Below are 14,382 nucleotides of genomic sequence, written 5' to 3' on the forward strand. Positions count from 1 at the left end.
TTAGGCGGATGATCCGGGTCGTCCACCATCCCGCCTATGTCACCGAGGCACCCGCGCGCAGCACCTATCGCTGGGGCAAGAACGGCGCCATCCGCGACCTGCTGCTGGAGCGGGGCGCCGCGGTGGCGTGGCACGAGCCAGCGGCGATGCCGCGCGACTGGCTCGAAGCGACGCACGATCCCGACTATGTCGCGGAGGTGCTCGCCGCCGCGGTGCCGCGCGAGAAGGAACGCCGCATCGGCTTTCCGGTAACCGAGCTGGTGGCGCGTCGCGCCGCTCTGGTGCCGGGTGGCACTTATCTGGCGGCACGGCTGGCGCTGGCGCGCGGCTTCGCCGCCAACACCGCCGGCGGCAGCCATCACGCGCTGGCGACCACGGGCGCGGGCTATTGCGTGTTCAACGACCTCGCGGTGGCGGCGGTACGGCTCGCCGCCGAGCGCGCGGCGGAGCGAATCCTGATCGTCGACGTCGACGTCCACCAAGGCGACGGCACCGCCGCGCTCACCGCCGGCCATGCCGGGATCGCGACCTATTCGATCCATGCCGAGAAGAACTTCCCGGTACGCAAGGCGTGCTCGACGGTGGACGTGGCGCTGCCCGACGCCATCGGCGACGACGATTATCTGGCGCGGCTGGAGGAGACGCTGGTGCCGTTGCTCGACGAGGTGCGGCCCGACCTGATCCTCTACCAGGGCGGGGTGGACCCTTATGTCGATGACCGTCTCGGGCGACTCGCGCTCAGCGACGTTGGACTGGCGCGGCGCGACCGGCTGGTGGCGGGTCTGGCGCTCGCGCGTGGCGTGCCGCTGGCGAGCACGGTGGGCGGCGGCTACGGCGACGACGTGATGGCGATCGCGGCGCGCCACGTCGCGGTGATCGAGCGGCTGGCGGCGATGTACGGAGGAGCTGGGTCACTGGCGTACGGGCGCCCCGCTGCTGGTCGCCCACAGGCCCCACCATCCTCCGTCATCCCGGACTTGGTCCGGGATCCACCCTCCCGCGAGAGCGGCGGCTTCGGTGTACGCGGCGCCGTGGATCCCTGAACAAGTCCGGGATGACGGAGAGGTGAGGAGGGCAGGAATGCTGACGCGATCGAAGGTCGCCCGGTGCCCCCGCACGCGCGAATTGCCGCCTGGTTCCGCCGCAAGCGCCCGCAGCCGGATGACATTCGCGCGACAGTCGCTATATGCGACCGCGCACCAGGCGAGCCTCCGCACATGCTGACCACGAACCCGTTCGACGATGACCATCTGCACGAGGAGTGCGGTATCTTCGGCGCCTCCGGCTCCGAGGGCGCCGCCGCGCTGGTGGCGCTGGGGCTGCACGCGCTGCAGCACCGCGGCCAGGAGGCCGCCGGCATCACCAGCTTCGACGGCCACGACTTCCACACGCACCGCGCGATGGGCCATGTCGCGGGCAATTTCGATCGCGACGACATCATCCGCGCGCTCGCGGGCGACGTCGCCTGCGGTCACGTGCGCTACTCGACCACGGGCGAGACCGCGCTGCGCAACGTCCAGCCGCTTTACGCCGAGCTCCAGTCCGGCGGCTTCGCGATCGCGCACAACGGCAACATTTCCAACGCGATGCGGCTGCGGCGTGAGCTGGTGCGGCGCGGCTCGATCTTCCAGTCGACCTCGGACACCGAGACGATCATCCACCTCGTCGCGACCAGCCAGTATCGCACCTTGCTCGACAAGTTCATCGACGCGCTCAAGCAGATCGAGGGCGCTTACTCGCTGATCGTGATGACGCCTGAGGGCATGATCGCGTGCCGCGATCCGCTCGGCATCCGCCCGCTGGTGATGGGTCGCCTCGGCGACGCGGTGATCTTCGCCTCGGAGACGGTCGCGCTCGACGTGGTCGGCGCCGAGTTCGAGCGCTCGGTCGAGCCGGGCGAGCTGGTGATCGTGCAGAACGGGCAGGTGCGCTCGATCCGCCCCTTCGCCAAGCTGGCGGCGCGGCCCTGCATCTTCGAGTGGGTGTATTTCTCGCGCCCCGACTCGATCGTCGACGATCACTCGATCTACTCGGTGCGCAAGGAGATCGGCGCGCAGCTCGCGATCGAATCACCGGTCGAGGCGGACCTCGTCATCCCGGTGCCCGACTCGGGCGTGCCCGCCGCGATCGGGTATGCGCAGCAGTCGGGCATCCCGTTCGAGCTCGGCATCATCCGCTCGCACTATGTCGGGCGCACCTTCATCCAGCCGGGTGACAAGGTCCGTCACCTTGGCGTGAAGCTGAAGCACAACGCCAATCGCGCGCTGATCCAGGGCAAAAAGGTGGTGCTGATCGACGATTCGATCGTGCGCGGCACCACTAGCCTCAAGATCGTCCAGATGATGCGAGAGGCCGGCGCGGCCGAGGTGCATATGCGCATCGCCTCGCCGCCGACGCGGCACAGCTGCTTCTACGGCGTTGACACGCCCGAGCGCGCCAAGCTGCTCGCGGCCAAGCACGACCTCGGCGGGATGACCGACTTCATCCACGCCGACAGCCTGGCGTTTGTCTCGATTGACGGGCTCTACAAGGCGCTGGGCGAGAGCCACCGCGCCGATATTCGCCCGAAATATTGTGACGCCTGCTTCACCGGCGACTATCCCACCACGCTGACCGACCATGACGAGAGCAGTTCGGTCGACCAGTTCGCGATTCTGGCCGAGCGGGTGAACTGATCGTCGTGACGAAACCACTGACGGACAAGCTCGCGCTGGTCACCGGCGCGAGCCGCGGCATCGGCGCTGCCACCGCGATCGCGCTCGCCGCGGAGGGGGCGCATGTCGTCCTCACCGCGCGCACCGCCGCTGGGCTGGAGGAGGTCGAGCAGGCGATCTTCGACGCCGGGGGCTCGGCGACGATCGCGCCGCTCGACCTCGCGCAGAGCGACTCCATCGCGCGGCTCGCCAGCGCGATCGGCGAGCGATGGGAGGCGCTCGACGTGCTGGTGCTCAACGCCGCGATGCTGGGCTCGCTCGCCGCGGTGCCTGCGATCGACGCGAAGGAGTTGGCGCAGGTGCTGACGCTCAACGTCTCCGCGCAGGTGGCGATGATCCAGGCGTTCGACCCGATGCTGCGCCGCTCGGCGGGCGCGCGGGTGATCGGGGTGACCTCGTCGGTGGCGCGCACGCCGCGCGCCTATTGGGGCGCGTATGGCGCGTCCAAGGCCGCGTTCGAGACGCTGCTCGAGGCCTATGGCGACGAGATGGCCGAGGTGAGCAGGGTACGCGTCGCCGTGCTGGACCCGGGCGCGACGCGGACCAAGATGCGCGCGCGCGCCTATCCGGGCGAGGACCCGGCGTCGGTCAGGCCGCCCGAGGCGGTCGCGGCGCGGATCGCGGCGCTGGCGATCGACGGGTTCGAGCCGAACCACCGCGAGGGAAGCCTGTCCACTCGTCTTCCGCGGACGGACTGACCGGCCGCAGGCGCCTCCGTCACCCGGTAGGCGCCACGATTGATCCTGGAACGGCTCCAAATTCACGCGGGGGAAGAGGGTGAGTTTTCGACCTTGCGCTCGCCCCAGCGCGGATCGGCCGGCCAGGCCCACGCCCCGGTTGCACCGCGCCGCCGCGCGTGTAGACGCTGGGCCATGGACCTCGACCCGGCCGCCGCGCTCAAGGCGCTCCAGAGCCGCAACTTCGGCGGGCACAGCGCGAGGCTGGGCATCCGCTACCACGATCGCGGACCCGACTGGGTCGAGCTCGCGCTGCCCTTCTCGCCGGACCTGATCGGCGACGAGGACAGCGGCGTGCTCGCCTCGGGGCCGATCATCGCGTTGATGGACGTGGCGACCAGCATCGCGGTTTGGCAGCGCATCGCCGCCTTCGCGCCGCACGCCACGCTCGACCTGCGCATCGACTATCTCCGCCCGGCGCGCCCCGGCCAGACCGTGATCGGGCGCGCCGAGTGCCTGCGCGTGGCGCGCTCGATCGCCTTCACCCGCGGCATCGCGCACGACGGCGATCTCGCCGACCCAGTGGCGCATGTCGCGGCCACCTTCATGGTGCCGAGCGGCACCTACCCAAAGGTGGCGCCGTGACTCTCCCGCCCTATGCCGAGCTGCTCGGCGCGACGCTCGAGTTCGGCGCCGACGGCGCGCCGCTGATCGTCATGCCGTTCGGCGAGGATGTCGTCGGACGACCGGGCTTCCTTCAGGGCGGCGCGATCTCGGGGCTGCTCGAGGTCGCCGCGATCGCCGCGCTGCGCCACGCGCTGGCGGAGGAGGGCGGCGCGCGCGTCAAGCCGATCAACGTCACCGTCGACTTCATGCGCGGCGGGCGCGATCACGTCACCCGCGCGGCGGGCGCGATCACGCGTCTGGGCACGCGCGTCGCCAACGTCGAGGCGGTGGCGTGGCAGGACGATCGTGCCCGCCCGATCGCGGCGGCGCGGATGAACTATCTGATCGAGCGCGACTAGGCCCGCGATGACCCCGCCGCTCGAGCCCGCGGTGCTGCTGCCGGCCTTCGCGCCCTATCTCGACGTCGCCGGGATAGCGGTGTTCGCCGCCTCGGGCGCGCTGGCGGCGGCGCGGCGCGCGCAGACGCCGGTGACGCTCGCCTTCTTCGCGCTGGTCACCGGCGTGGGCGGGGGCACGGTGCGCGACCTTCTGATCGGCGCGCCGGTGTTCTGGGTGCATGACGCGCGCGTCGCCGCGGTGTGCCTGGTGATGGCGGCGGTGATCTGGGCAACGCCCGAGCGCTGGTGGCGCGGCGCCGCGCTCGACTGGTTCGACGCGGTCGGGCTCGCCGCCTATGCGGTGTACGGCGCTGCCAAGGCGCTGGGCTATGGCGTGCCGCCGGTGCCCGCCGCACTGATGGGGGTGGTGACCGGCTGCGTCGGCGGCATCATCCGCGACGTGCTCGCGGGCGAGCCTTCGATCCTGATGCGTCCCGAGCTGTACGTCACCGCCGCGGCGCTGGCGGCGGGGCTGCACGTCGCACTGCGTCAGCTCGGCGTGCCGCCGCTGGTCGCGGCGAGCGTGTCGGCGAGTGCGGGCTTCGCGCTGCGCGCCGCCGCGATCCGCTGGAAGCTGGCGCTGCCCGCCTATGGGGAGCGGGACTGACCTGATCGCCGATGGATCAGCCGCGTATTCAGGTGCTCCAATTGACGCGACGGACAATCAATCGCCAGCCGTCCCGCGCTCACCTGCCCCGCGCGATACGAAACAGGCTTGAGGGCGGCGACGCTCAATAGTCCAGCGGGTAGAGTGCCGCGGCGATCTGGCGCTCCTCGGCGCGCAGCACGCCCCAGGCGCGCGCGGCGGCGCGGCTGTCCATCGCCTCGATCCCGATCCCGCGGGCGTCCAGCGCCACGGCCAGCGCCTTGGGGGCGCGGCGGAGCGCATCGCCCGTGCCGAGCAGTAGGAACTCGATCGGGCCGTCCAGCAGCGGCGCCAGCGCGATCTCGTCGAGCGCTTCCAAGGCCGGTGGCGACCAATTGTCGGCGCGCGTCGCGGTGAGCAGCAGCGCGGGGTAGACTCCCATCGTCCCATCGGGTGCGTCGACCCGGTAGCCGCCCGCACCGAAGCCGCGAACCAGCGGCCCCGGCGCCGGCCGCTCCCGGTCCATCCGCATCAGCTGCGCGGTCCGACGCGCTCGGCATTCTCCATGCCGCCGCGCTTCGGCGTGGCGCCGCCCTCGGGTTCTGCGCGCAGGCCGAGCGAGATCAGCAGCGACGACGAGACGTAGATCGACGAATAGGTGCCGACCACGATGCCCAGGATCATCGCCGCGGTGAAGCCGCGCAGCACGTGGCCGCCGAGGAAGAGCAGCGCCAGCAGCGCCAGCAGGATCGTCACCGAGGTCATCACCGTGCGGGGCAGCGTCTCGTTCACCGACAAGTTGATGATCTCGCGCATGTCCATCTTGCGATAGCGGCGCATGTTCTCGCGGATGCGATCGTCGATCACGATCTTGTCGTTGATCGAATAGCCGATGATCGTCAGCACCGCGGCAACGATGTTGAGATCGAACTCGAACCGCGTAATTGCGAAGAAGCCGAGCGTCATCAGCAGGTCGTGGACGATCGCGACGATCGTCGAGACGCCGAACTGCCACTCGAAGCGGAAGATCGCGAACAAACCGATGCCGAGGATCGCCAGCACCACCGCGAGCACGCCGTTGCGGATCAGCTCGTCCGACACCTTGCCCGACACGGTCGAGTAGCGGAGGAAGGTGCTGCCCGGGAATTTGGCGGCGAGCGCGCCCTCCACCTTGCGCACCGCGGCGTTGGTGGCGCCCTCGTCGCCGCCCTTCTGCACGGGCAGGCGGATCGTCAGCGTCTTGCCGTCGCCGATCGGCTGGATGTTGGCCTCGCCGAGCCCCTGCGAATCGACCGTGGCGCGCACCGCCTCGATCGCGGGCGGCTGCGCGAACTTCTCCTCGATCATCAGGCCGCCCTCGAAGTCGACGCCGAAGTTGAGGCCCTTGTAGACGGTGAGGCCGACCGCGAGCACGCTGAGCAGCAGCGTCAGCGCGAAGGCGACGCCGCGCAGCCGGACGAAGTCGATGTTGGTGTCGTCGGGGACGAGCTTGAGCAGTTTCATAGTACCTCGTCACCGCGGAGAGCGGGTGCCGTGCGAAGGATCATCGTGAGCCCGCGGGCGAGCGTCGCCGCCCTCATATGTTGATCGTCTTGGGCTTGTTGCGACGCAGCCAGCCGGCGACGAGCATGCGCGTGAAGGTCACCGCGGTGAACACGCTGGTGGCGATGCCGATCAGCAGCACCACCGCGAAGCCCTTCACCGGGCCGGAGCCCAGCAGGAACATGATGATGCCGGAGATGGCGTGGGTCACGTTTGCCTCGAAGATCGTGCGGCTCGCCTCCTTGTAGCCTAGCTCGACCGCCTGGACGACCCCGCGCCCGCGGTGGCGCTCCTCGCGGATGCGCTCGTTGATCAGCACGTTGGCGTCCACCGCGGTACCGATCGTCAGCACGAAGCCGGCGATGCCGGGCAGTGTCAGCGTGCCGCCGATCAGCGCGAGCACGCCGAGGATGACGAACACGTTGATGACGACGGCGAGGTTCGCGTAGAATCCGAAGCGGCCGTAGGTGACGAGCATGAACGCCACCACCAGTGCCACCGCCACCGCGGAGGCGAGAATGCCGGCGCGGATCGAATCGGCGCCGAGATCGGGGCCAACGGTCGATTCCTCCACCACCTTGAGGTCGACCGCGAGCTTGCCCGAGCGCAGCGCGATCGCGAGCTGGTTGGCGCTGTCGACGGTGAAGCCGCCGCTGATCGAGGCGCGGCCGCCGAGGATCGGCTCGTTGATGTTGGGTGCCGAGATCACCTGATTGTCGATCACGATCGCGAACGGCCGGCCGACATTCTCCTTGGTCGCCTGCGCGAAGCGGCGACCGCCCTGGCTGTCGAAGGTGATCGCCACCTGTGGCGCGTTGGTCTCCGGCGCGAACTCCTGGCGCGCGTCGCTCAGCATGTCGCCGGTGATGATCGCCTGGCGCTTGACCGCGATCAGCGGGATACCGCCAGGGTTGCCGGGGTAGGGCAGGATCTGGTCGCCCGCGGGTGCCTCCCCCTTGGCGAGCGCCTGCGGGTCGGCGTTGATGTCGACCAGCTTGAACTCGAGCTTGGCGGTCTTGCCGACCAGCGCCTTGAGCTGCTGCGGATCCTGCAGGCCGGGGACCTGGACGACGATGCGGTTGGTGCCCTGGCCGATGATCGTCGGCTCGCGCGTGCCGAGCGCGTCGATGCGCTTGCGCACCACCTCGACCGTGTCGCTCATCGCGGTCTTGATCGCCTGGTCGAGCCCCGCCTTCGTCGGCGTCAGGACGAAGCGGCTGGTGTCGACGACCTGGATGTCCCACTGGCGCTGGCCCGTCATGCCGGCGCCGGTGCCGGTGATCTGGAGCAGCCGCTCGCGCGCGGCATCTACCTGGCTGGGATCGCGCAGCAGGAAGGAGAGCTGGCCGTTGCGGCTCGATATCTCGCCGATGTCGATGCGCGGGGTCTGTCGCCGCATCTCGGTCTGCACCTGCTCGCGCATCGCCTCGACCCGCGCCGCGGCCAGGCCGTTGGTGTCGGCCTCCAGCAGCAGGTAGCTGCCGCCGGCGAGGTCGAGCCCGAGGTTGATCTGCGGCGGCGCGAAGCCGAGCCCCTGGGTGACGCGATCGGGCAGGAAGCTGGGGATCGAGAGCGACGCCAGCACCGCCAGCACGAGCCAGATGGCGGTCACTTTCCAGCGGGGAAAGTCCAGCATCTCAGTCGTTCGCCGGCTTGCCGCCGAGCGGCGTCACCTCCGCCAGCGTCGCCTTGACGACGCGGACGCGGGTGTTGGGCGCGATCTCGACCTCGACGAAGCCCTCCTCCACCTTGGTGACGCGGCCGACCAGGCCGCCCGCGGTGACGACCGAATCGCCCTTCTTGACCGCGGCGATCGCGTTCTGGAGCGACTTCATGCGGCTCTGCTGCGGCCGGATCATCAGAAAATAGAAGACGACGAACACCAGCAGGAGCGGCGCCAGGCTGATGAAGCCGGCGAGGCCGCCGCCCTGGGCGGCGCCACCGGCCGTCTGCGCGTAAGCGGGAGGAATGAGCATCGGATTCCGTGCATGACATTGGGGCGGCCGAAACCCGGCCGCACGAAGCCGCTGCCGCTATCATCGCCGGGGCGTGCGCGCAACAGACGCTCGCCCCGCCACGGTGCATGCGCCGTCCGCCGCGGACCGCGCCTAGCCGCTTGCAATGGCCGGCGACCGCGCGTAGAGGCGCCCCCTCGGTCGGGGCGTAGCGCAGCCTGGTAGCGCATCACACTGGGGGTGTGGGGGTCGCAGGTTCGAATCCTGTCGCCCCGACCAATTTCGGACAGAGCGGATCGGCGGCAGCGGACGAGACGGCGTTCGCGGCGCCGCCGAGCGTCAGACCGCACTTTCCATCGATGCACGGCGGTGTCACGGCGGGCGCATGATCACGCTCTACGGCATTCCTAATTGCGACACGGTGAAGAAGGCGCGGCAATGGCTCGCCGACCACCAGGTCGCTCATACCTTCCACGACTTCCGCAAGGACGGGCTCGATCCCGCGCTGCTCGATTCCTGGATCGACCGGCTCGGCTGGGAGCCGCTGCTCAATCGCGCCGGCACCACCTTCCGCAAGCTGCCCGAGCCGGATCGCGCCGGGCTCGACCGGGCGCGCGCGAGCGCGCTGATGCTGGCGCAGCCCGCGATGATCAAGCGGCCGGTGCTGGTCCATGGCGGCGGCGTGGAGCTCGGCTTCAAGCCCGAGCGCTACGCCGCGCTGTTCGGCTGAGCCGCGTGCGCGCGCCGCGCTGGTACCGGCTGCTCGTCGGCGTGCTGCTGCTCTGGTCGGCCCTCTCCGCCTATGCCTGCGTCACCCAGCTCATGGCGGGCGCGGGCGGGGCGGCCGATCCGATGGACCGCGCGCTGCTCGCCGCGCTGCCGGGCTGGTACTGGCTCGACTATGCGGTGGCGAGCTTCGGGCTGCTCGTCGGCGCGCTCGCGATGGTGGTGCGCCGACGCATCGCGGTGCCCGCGCTCACGGTGTCGCTGGTGGCGGCGCTGATCCAGTTCGGCTGGCTGTTCGCGATGACCGACCTGCTCGCGCGGCGCGGGGCGGGGACGCTCTTCTTCCCGCTGCTGATCCTGCTGGTCGGCGCGGTCGCGCTCCAGCTCGCGCATCTCGCCGCGCGGCGCGGCTGGATCGGGTGAGCGCGCCGGAGTAGCAGGGCGCATGTCCACCACCTTCACGATCGACTCCGCCACCAGCCGCGCCACGCCGGTCGCCGCGCCGATGAAGCGGCTCACCGTCCCCGCGATCCGCCAGCGCAAGGCCGCGATCGCGGCGGGCAAGGGCGAGCCGCTGGTGATGCTCACCGCTTATACCGTACGCATGGCGCAGCTGATGGACCCGCAGTGCGACATGCTGCTGGTCGGCGACAGCCTGGGGCAGGTGATCTACGGTCTTCCCTCCACCGTTCCCGTCACGCTCGAGATGATGGCAGCGCATGCTGCCGCGGTGGTGCGCGGCAGCTACCATGCGCTGGTCGTCGTCGACATGCCGTTCGGCAGCTACGAGGCGTCGCCGCAGCAGGCGTTCGAGAGCGCGGCGCGGCTGCTCAAGGAGAGCGGCGCGGCGGCGGTGAAGCTGGAGGGCGGCAGCGCGATGGCGCCCACGGTCGCCTTCCTCGCCGAGCGCGGTATCCCCGTGATGGGCCATGTCGGACTCACCCCGCAGGCAGTCAACGCGCTGGGCGGCTATGGCGCGCGCGGGCGCAGCGCCGCCGAGGCCGCCAAGATCGTCGGCGACGCGCGCGCGGTCGCCGAGGCCGGCGCGTTCGCCGTGGTGATCGAGGGCGTGGTCGAGCCGATCGCAGTCGAGATCACGAACAGCGTCGCGGTGCCGACGATCGGTATCGGCGCCTCCGCCGCGTGCGACGGCCAGGTGCTCGTCGCCGAGGACATGCTCGGGCTGTTCGAGCGGACACCGCGCTTCGTCAAGCGCTACGGCGACATGGCGGGCTATGTCGCCGAGCGAGTCACCGCCTTCGCCGACGAGGTGCGCGCGCGCGCCTTCCCCGGCGCGGACCAAGTCTACGCGCCCAAGGAGTGAACCGGGACGCGGCCGGGCGTTGCCGCTCTTTCCTCGCGCCGACCGAGTCGCTACAGCGCGGCGGTTCCCCTTCAGCCCGGAGTGATCGGTGGCTCTGACGCCGCAAAACAATGAAGCGTTCCTGCGCGAGGTCGACGACGAGCTCCGCCGCGACCAGGCGATCCACGTGTGGAAGCGCTACGGCCGGGCGATCATCGCCGCCGTGGTGCTGGCGCTCGCCGCGCTCGCGGCCTTCCTGTTCTGGCAGCACCGCCAGACGGTCGCGGCCGAGCGCGAGGGCGAGCAGCTACAGCAGGCGTTCGACTCGCTCGCCGCGCAGGATACCAAGGCGGCCGCCGCGCCGCTCGCCACGCTGAGCGAGTCGTCGCGCGACGGCTATCGCGCCGCCGCGCGCTTCACCCAGGCTGACGTGCTGCTGCAGAAGGACGATCTGCGCGGCGCCGCGGCGGCCTTCGCCAAGATTGCCGCCGACGCCTCGCTGGCGCAACCGTTCCGCGATCTGGCGGTGATCCGCCAGACCAGCGCCGAGTTCGACCAGCTCCAGCCGCAGGTGATCGTCGAGCGGATGCGTCCGCTCGCGGTGACGGGCGGGGCGTGGCTCGGCAGCGCGGGCGAGCTGATGGCGGCGGCCTATCTGCGCGAGGGGCGGCGCGATCTCGCCGGCCAGACCTTCGCGCGCATCGCCGCTGACTCGGGCGTGCCCAGCTCGCTGCGTCAACGTGCGGTTCAGATGGCGGGCGTACTGGAGACCAAGGCGCCGACCGCGCCGGCCAAGAACGCCCAGGCGCCTGCCGCGCGGGCCAAGGATGAAGGTGTGAGCAAGCGATGAGGACGAGGTTCGCGACCGGCGTGGCGATCGCCGCGTTGGTGGGGCTGAGCGGCTGCGGCATCTTCAAGAGCGCGCCCAAGAAGACGCCCACGGTCGGCCAGCGCGTGCCGATCCTGGTGTCGGAGAACCCGGCCGAGATCGACAAGGGGCTCGCCGACGTCCAGGTCACGCTGCCGACCCCGGCCCCCAACGACGGCTGGACCCAGCCGGGCGGCAGCGCGGCCAAGTCGATGGGGCACCTGCTGCTCGCCGCGTCGCCGGCGAAGAGCTGGAGCGCCGAGATCAACGGTGGCAGCAACCGCGCGCGGCTCGCCGCCATGCCGGTGATTGCCGAGAACAAGCTGTTCGTGGTCGACGTCGACGGTGTGATCAACGCCTTCGCCGCCGACACCGGCGCCAAGCTGTGGACTCACGCGATCACGGAGGGCGACGAGAATCGCGCCGCTCGCTTCGGCGGCGGGGTGAGCTATGACGACGCCAAGGTCTATGCCACCGACGGGCTGGGCGATGTGATCGCCGCCAATGCCGCCGACGGCGCGGTGCTGTGGCGCGCCAAGCCGGGCGGTCCGCTGCGCGGCGCGCCGACGATCGCCAACGGCCAGGTCTATGTGCTGAGCCAGGACAATCAGATCGTCGCGCTCAACCAGGCCGACGGCAAGGTGGTGTGGACGCAGACCGCGAGCCTCGAGACGCAGGGCGTGTTCGGCGTTGCCGCGCCGGCGGCGAGCTCGGGCACCGTGGTGGCGGGCTTCTCCAGCGGCGAGCTGAACGCCTATCGCTATGAGAACGGCCGCTCCTTGTGGCAGGACGCGCTGTCGCGCACCTCGATCACCACTTCGGTGTCGAGCCTCGCCGACATCGACGCCGACCCGGTGATCGAGGACGGCCGCGTCTACTCGATCGGGCAGGGCGGCCGCATGATCGCGCTCGAGCTCGCCACCGGCCAGCGGCTGTGGGAGCAGAACCTCGCCGGCATCTCCACGCCGTGGATCGCGGGCGAGTGGATCTTCGTCGTCACCGATGACGCGCGGCTGGTGTGCCTGTCGCGCGCCAACGGCAAGATCCGCTGGATCAGCCAGTTGCGCGCCTACAAGAACGAGGAGAAGCGCTCGGACCCGTACAATTGGTTCGGGCCGGTGCTCGCCGGCGAGAAATTGTGGCTGACCAACTCGCGCGGCGAGCTGGTCGCGCTGTCGGTCGCCGATGGCAAGGTGCAGACCACCATCCGCGCCGGCGACAGCTTCTCGCTCGCCCCGACCGTCGCCAACCAGACGCTGTACACGCTCGACGAGAAGGGCGTGATCACCGCCTGGCGGTGATCCTCGTCCTCCCGCGTCAGCGGGAACTCACGGCCACGAACCACGGATGCTACCTGACGCTGTGTTCCCGCATGCGCAGGAACACGGCTCGCTATCCATCTAACCCAATAATGAGTAGAGCGGCCTGAACTCCCTTCCCCTCCAGGGGAGGGGCAGGGGTGGGGCGTCGCCGCGAGCGCGTTGCTGGGGGAAGCGCCCCACCCCAACCCCTCTCCCTGAAGGGGAGGGGCTCACTCGTTCGAAGCCCGCTAGGTCCCCGTCCCATGTCCCGTCTCCCCACCGTCGCGATCGTCGGTCGCCCCAATGTCGGCAAGTCGACGCTGTTCAACCGCCTCGTCGGCAAGAGGCTGGCGCTGGTGGACGATCGCCCCGGCGTGACGCGCGACCGCCGCGAGGGCGACGCGCATCTGCTCGGGCTCGATTTCCGCGTGATCGACACCGCCGGCTATGAGGACGAGGATCCTGACACACTGCCGGGTCGCATGCGCCGCCAGACCCAGGCCGCGGTCGATAGTGCGGACGTCGCGCTCTTCATGATCGACGCGCGCGCCGGGATCGTGCCGCTCGACGAGGAGATTGCACGCTGGCTGCGCGGCGCCTCCACCCCGATCGTACTGGTCGGCAACAAGGCCGAGGGGCGCGCCGCCGAGGCCGGGCTGATCGAGGCTTTGTCGCTCGGCTTCGGTGACGCGGTGCAGCTCTCCGCCGAGCACGGCGAGGGCGTCGCCGACCTGTTCGAGGCGCTGCTGCCGCACCTCGAGACGCTCGACGCGGAGGAGGCGGCGGAGGACGACGAGAGCCCCGACGCGCCGCTCAAGCTCGCCATCGTCGGGCGCCCCAACGCGGGCAAGTCGACGCTGGTCAACCGCATCCTCGGCGAAGATCGGATGATCACCGGCCCCGAGGCGGGGATCACGCGCGACTCGATCGCGATCGACTGGGTGTGGCACGGCCCCGAGGGCCCGCGCGACGTCCGCCTGATCGACACCGCGGGCATGCGCAAGCGCGCCAAGGTGCAGGATAAGCTGGAGAAGCTTTCGGTCGCCGACGCGCTCCACGCGGTCGATTTCGCCGAGGTGGTGGTGCTGCTGCTCGACGCCACGCTGGGGCTGGAATCGCAGGACCTGCGCATCGCCGACCGCGTGCTGGAAGAGGGGCGCGCGCTGGTGATCGCGCTCAACAAATGGGACGTCGCCGAGGACCCCTCGAAGCTGTTCAACGGCGTGCGCACCGCGCTCGACGAAGGGCTGGCGCAGGTGCGCGGCGTGCCGCTGCTCGCGGTCTCTGGGGCGACGGGCAAGGGGATCGACCAGCTGATCGGCGCCGCCTTCGCGACGCGCGAGGCGTGGTCGCGCCGCGTCGGCACCGGCGAGCTCAACCGCTGGTTCGAGCGCGCGATCGAGGCGAACCCGCCACCCGCGCCTGGCGGCAAACGCATCAAGCTGCGCTATCTCACCCAGGCCAAGACGCGCCCGCCGGGTTTCGTGCTGTTCGGCACGCGCGTCGACGAGCTGCCGATGAGCTACCAGCGTTACCTCATCAATGGGATACGGCGCGAGCTCGGCTTCGGCGCGGTGCCGGTGCGGCTGATGCTGCGCGCACCCAAGAATCCGTTCGGCGGCAGCTGAGCCGGAGCGCTTACCTCC

The 14,382-nt window shown here is 70.4% G+C and carries 16 protein-coding genes and 1 tRNA gene; 13 read left to right on the forward strand and 4 right to left on the reverse strand.

The genetic code is table 11. The annotated features are described in order from the left end of the window. Positions 1-8 precede the first annotated feature (8 nt). The 6 genes from FHY03_RS07815 (at position 9) to FHY03_RS07840 (ending at position 5,062) form a co-directional block, all read left to right on the forward strand. On the forward strand, positions 9-1,043 hold the full coding sequence (locus FHY03_RS07815) for a histone deacetylase (protein ID WP_183929865.1): 1,035 nt from the start codon (positions 9-11) through the stop codon (positions 1,041-1,043). Positions 1,044-1,217: 174 nt separating this feature from the next. Further along, positions 1,218-2,675 carry an amidophosphoribosyltransferase gene (gene purF, locus FHY03_RS07820; protein WP_183920603.1) on the forward strand — a complete coding sequence of 486 codons (1,458 nt, stop codon included), beginning with the start codon at positions 1,218-1,220 and terminating at the stop codon, positions 2,673-2,675. A 5-nt stretch (positions 2,676-2,680) separates the two neighbouring features. Then, positions 2,681-3,412 (forward strand): SDR family NAD(P)-dependent oxidoreductase, encoded by a 732-nt coding sequence (locus FHY03_RS07825; RefSeq protein ID WP_183929867.1) that lies wholly within the window; start codon positions 2,681-2,683, stop codon positions 3,410-3,412. Between the two features lie 174 nt (positions 3,413-3,586). Then, positions 3,587-4,036, forward strand: a complete 450-nt coding sequence (locus tag FHY03_RS07830) for a PaaI family thioesterase (protein WP_183920601.1) — start codon at positions 3,587-3,589, stop codon at positions 4,034-4,036. Continuing rightward, positions 4,033-4,416 carry a PaaI family thioesterase gene (locus tag FHY03_RS07835; RefSeq protein WP_183929869.1) on the forward strand — a complete coding sequence of 128 codons (384 nt, stop codon included), beginning with the start codon at positions 4,033-4,035 and terminating at the stop codon, positions 4,414-4,416. The genes FHY03_RS07830 and FHY03_RS07835 overlap by 4 nt, the downstream gene beginning before the upstream one ends. 7 nt (positions 4,417-4,423) lie before the next feature. Next, complete coding sequence (locus tag FHY03_RS07840) at positions 4,424-5,062, forward strand: trimeric intracellular cation channel family protein (protein ID WP_183920599.1); 639 nt, start codon at positions 4,424-4,426, stop codon at positions 5,060-5,062. Positions 5,063-5,186: 124 nt separating this feature from the next. Here the strand turns inward: FHY03_RS07840 and FHY03_RS07845 are convergent, their stop codons facing one another. The 4 genes from FHY03_RS07845 to yajC all read right to left on the reverse strand — a co-directional run bounded on the left by FHY03_RS07845 (position 5,187) and on the right by yajC (position 8,559). Next, positions 5,187-5,573: an Mth938-like domain-containing protein gene (locus FHY03_RS07845; protein WP_183920598.1), complete on the reverse strand. Its 387-nt coding sequence runs from the start codon at positions 5,571-5,573 to the stop codon at positions 5,187-5,189. Further along, on the reverse strand, positions 5,573-6,544 hold the full coding sequence (gene secF / locus FHY03_RS07850) for a protein translocase subunit SecF (RefSeq protein WP_183920597.1): 972 nt from the start codon (positions 6,542-6,544) through the stop codon (positions 5,573-5,575). Before secF ends, FHY03_RS07845 begins: the two co-directional genes overlap by 1 nt. Before the next feature lie 73 nt (positions 6,545-6,617). After that, the gene (secD, locus tag FHY03_RS07855) at positions 6,618-8,219 is read right to left on the reverse strand and encodes a protein translocase subunit SecD (protein ID WP_183929872.1); all 1,602 of its coding nucleotides are present in this window, start codon (positions 8,217-8,219) and stop codon (positions 6,618-6,620) included. A gap of 1 nt (position 8,220) precedes the next feature. Next, on the reverse strand, positions 8,221-8,559 hold the full coding sequence (gene yajC / locus FHY03_RS07860) for a preprotein translocase subunit YajC (RefSeq protein WP_183920595.1): 339 nt from the start codon (positions 8,557-8,559) through the stop codon (positions 8,221-8,223). Between the two features lie 181 nt (positions 8,560-8,740). On the opposite strand from yajC, the gene FHY03_RS07865 reads away from it, so the two are divergent. The 7 genes from FHY03_RS07865 to der all read left to right on the forward strand — a co-directional run bounded on the left by FHY03_RS07865 (position 8,741) and on the right by der (position 14,364). Beyond that, positions 8,741-8,817 (forward strand) — tRNA-Pro (locus FHY03_RS07865). Positions 8,818-8,923: 106 nt separating this feature from the next. Beyond that, on the forward strand, positions 8,924-9,268 hold the full coding sequence (locus FHY03_RS07870) for an ArsC family reductase (protein WP_183929874.1): 345 nt from the start codon (positions 8,924-8,926) through the stop codon (positions 9,266-9,268). A gap of 5 nt (positions 9,269-9,273) precedes the next feature. Further along, the gene (locus FHY03_RS07875; protein WP_183929876.1) at positions 9,274-9,687 is read left to right on the forward strand and encodes a hypothetical protein; all 414 of its coding nucleotides are present in this window, start codon (positions 9,274-9,276) and stop codon (positions 9,685-9,687) included. A 22-nt stretch (positions 9,688-9,709) separates the two neighbouring features. After that, entirely contained in the window at positions 9,710-10,588 is an 879-nt protein-coding gene (panB, locus tag FHY03_RS07880; RefSeq protein ID WP_183929878.1) for a 3-methyl-2-oxobutanoate hydroxymethyltransferase, read from the forward strand. 88 nt (positions 10,589-10,676) lie between these two features. Continuing rightward, complete coding sequence (locus tag FHY03_RS07885; RefSeq protein ID WP_183920591.1) at positions 10,677-11,417, forward strand: tetratricopeptide repeat protein; 741 nt, start codon at positions 10,677-10,679, stop codon at positions 11,415-11,417. After that, positions 11,414-12,736 (forward strand): PQQ-like beta-propeller repeat protein, encoded by a 1,323-nt coding sequence (locus FHY03_RS07890; protein ID WP_183929880.1) that lies wholly within the window; start codon positions 11,414-11,416, stop codon positions 12,734-12,736. The genes FHY03_RS07885 and FHY03_RS07890 overlap by 4 nt, the downstream gene beginning before the upstream one ends. A gap of 263 nt (positions 12,737-12,999) precedes the next feature. Continuing rightward, positions 13,000-14,364, forward strand: coding sequence for a ribosome biogenesis GTPase Der (der, locus tag FHY03_RS07895; RefSeq protein WP_183920589.1), 1,365 nt, complete (start codon positions 13,000-13,002; stop codon positions 14,362-14,364). Positions 14,365-14,382: the final 18 nt, after the last annotated feature.

The sequence above is a fragment of the Sphingomonas sp. BK345 genome (assembly GCF_014193845.1).
Lineage (GTDB): Bacteria > Pseudomonadota > Alphaproteobacteria > Sphingomonadales > Sphingomonadaceae > Sphingomonas.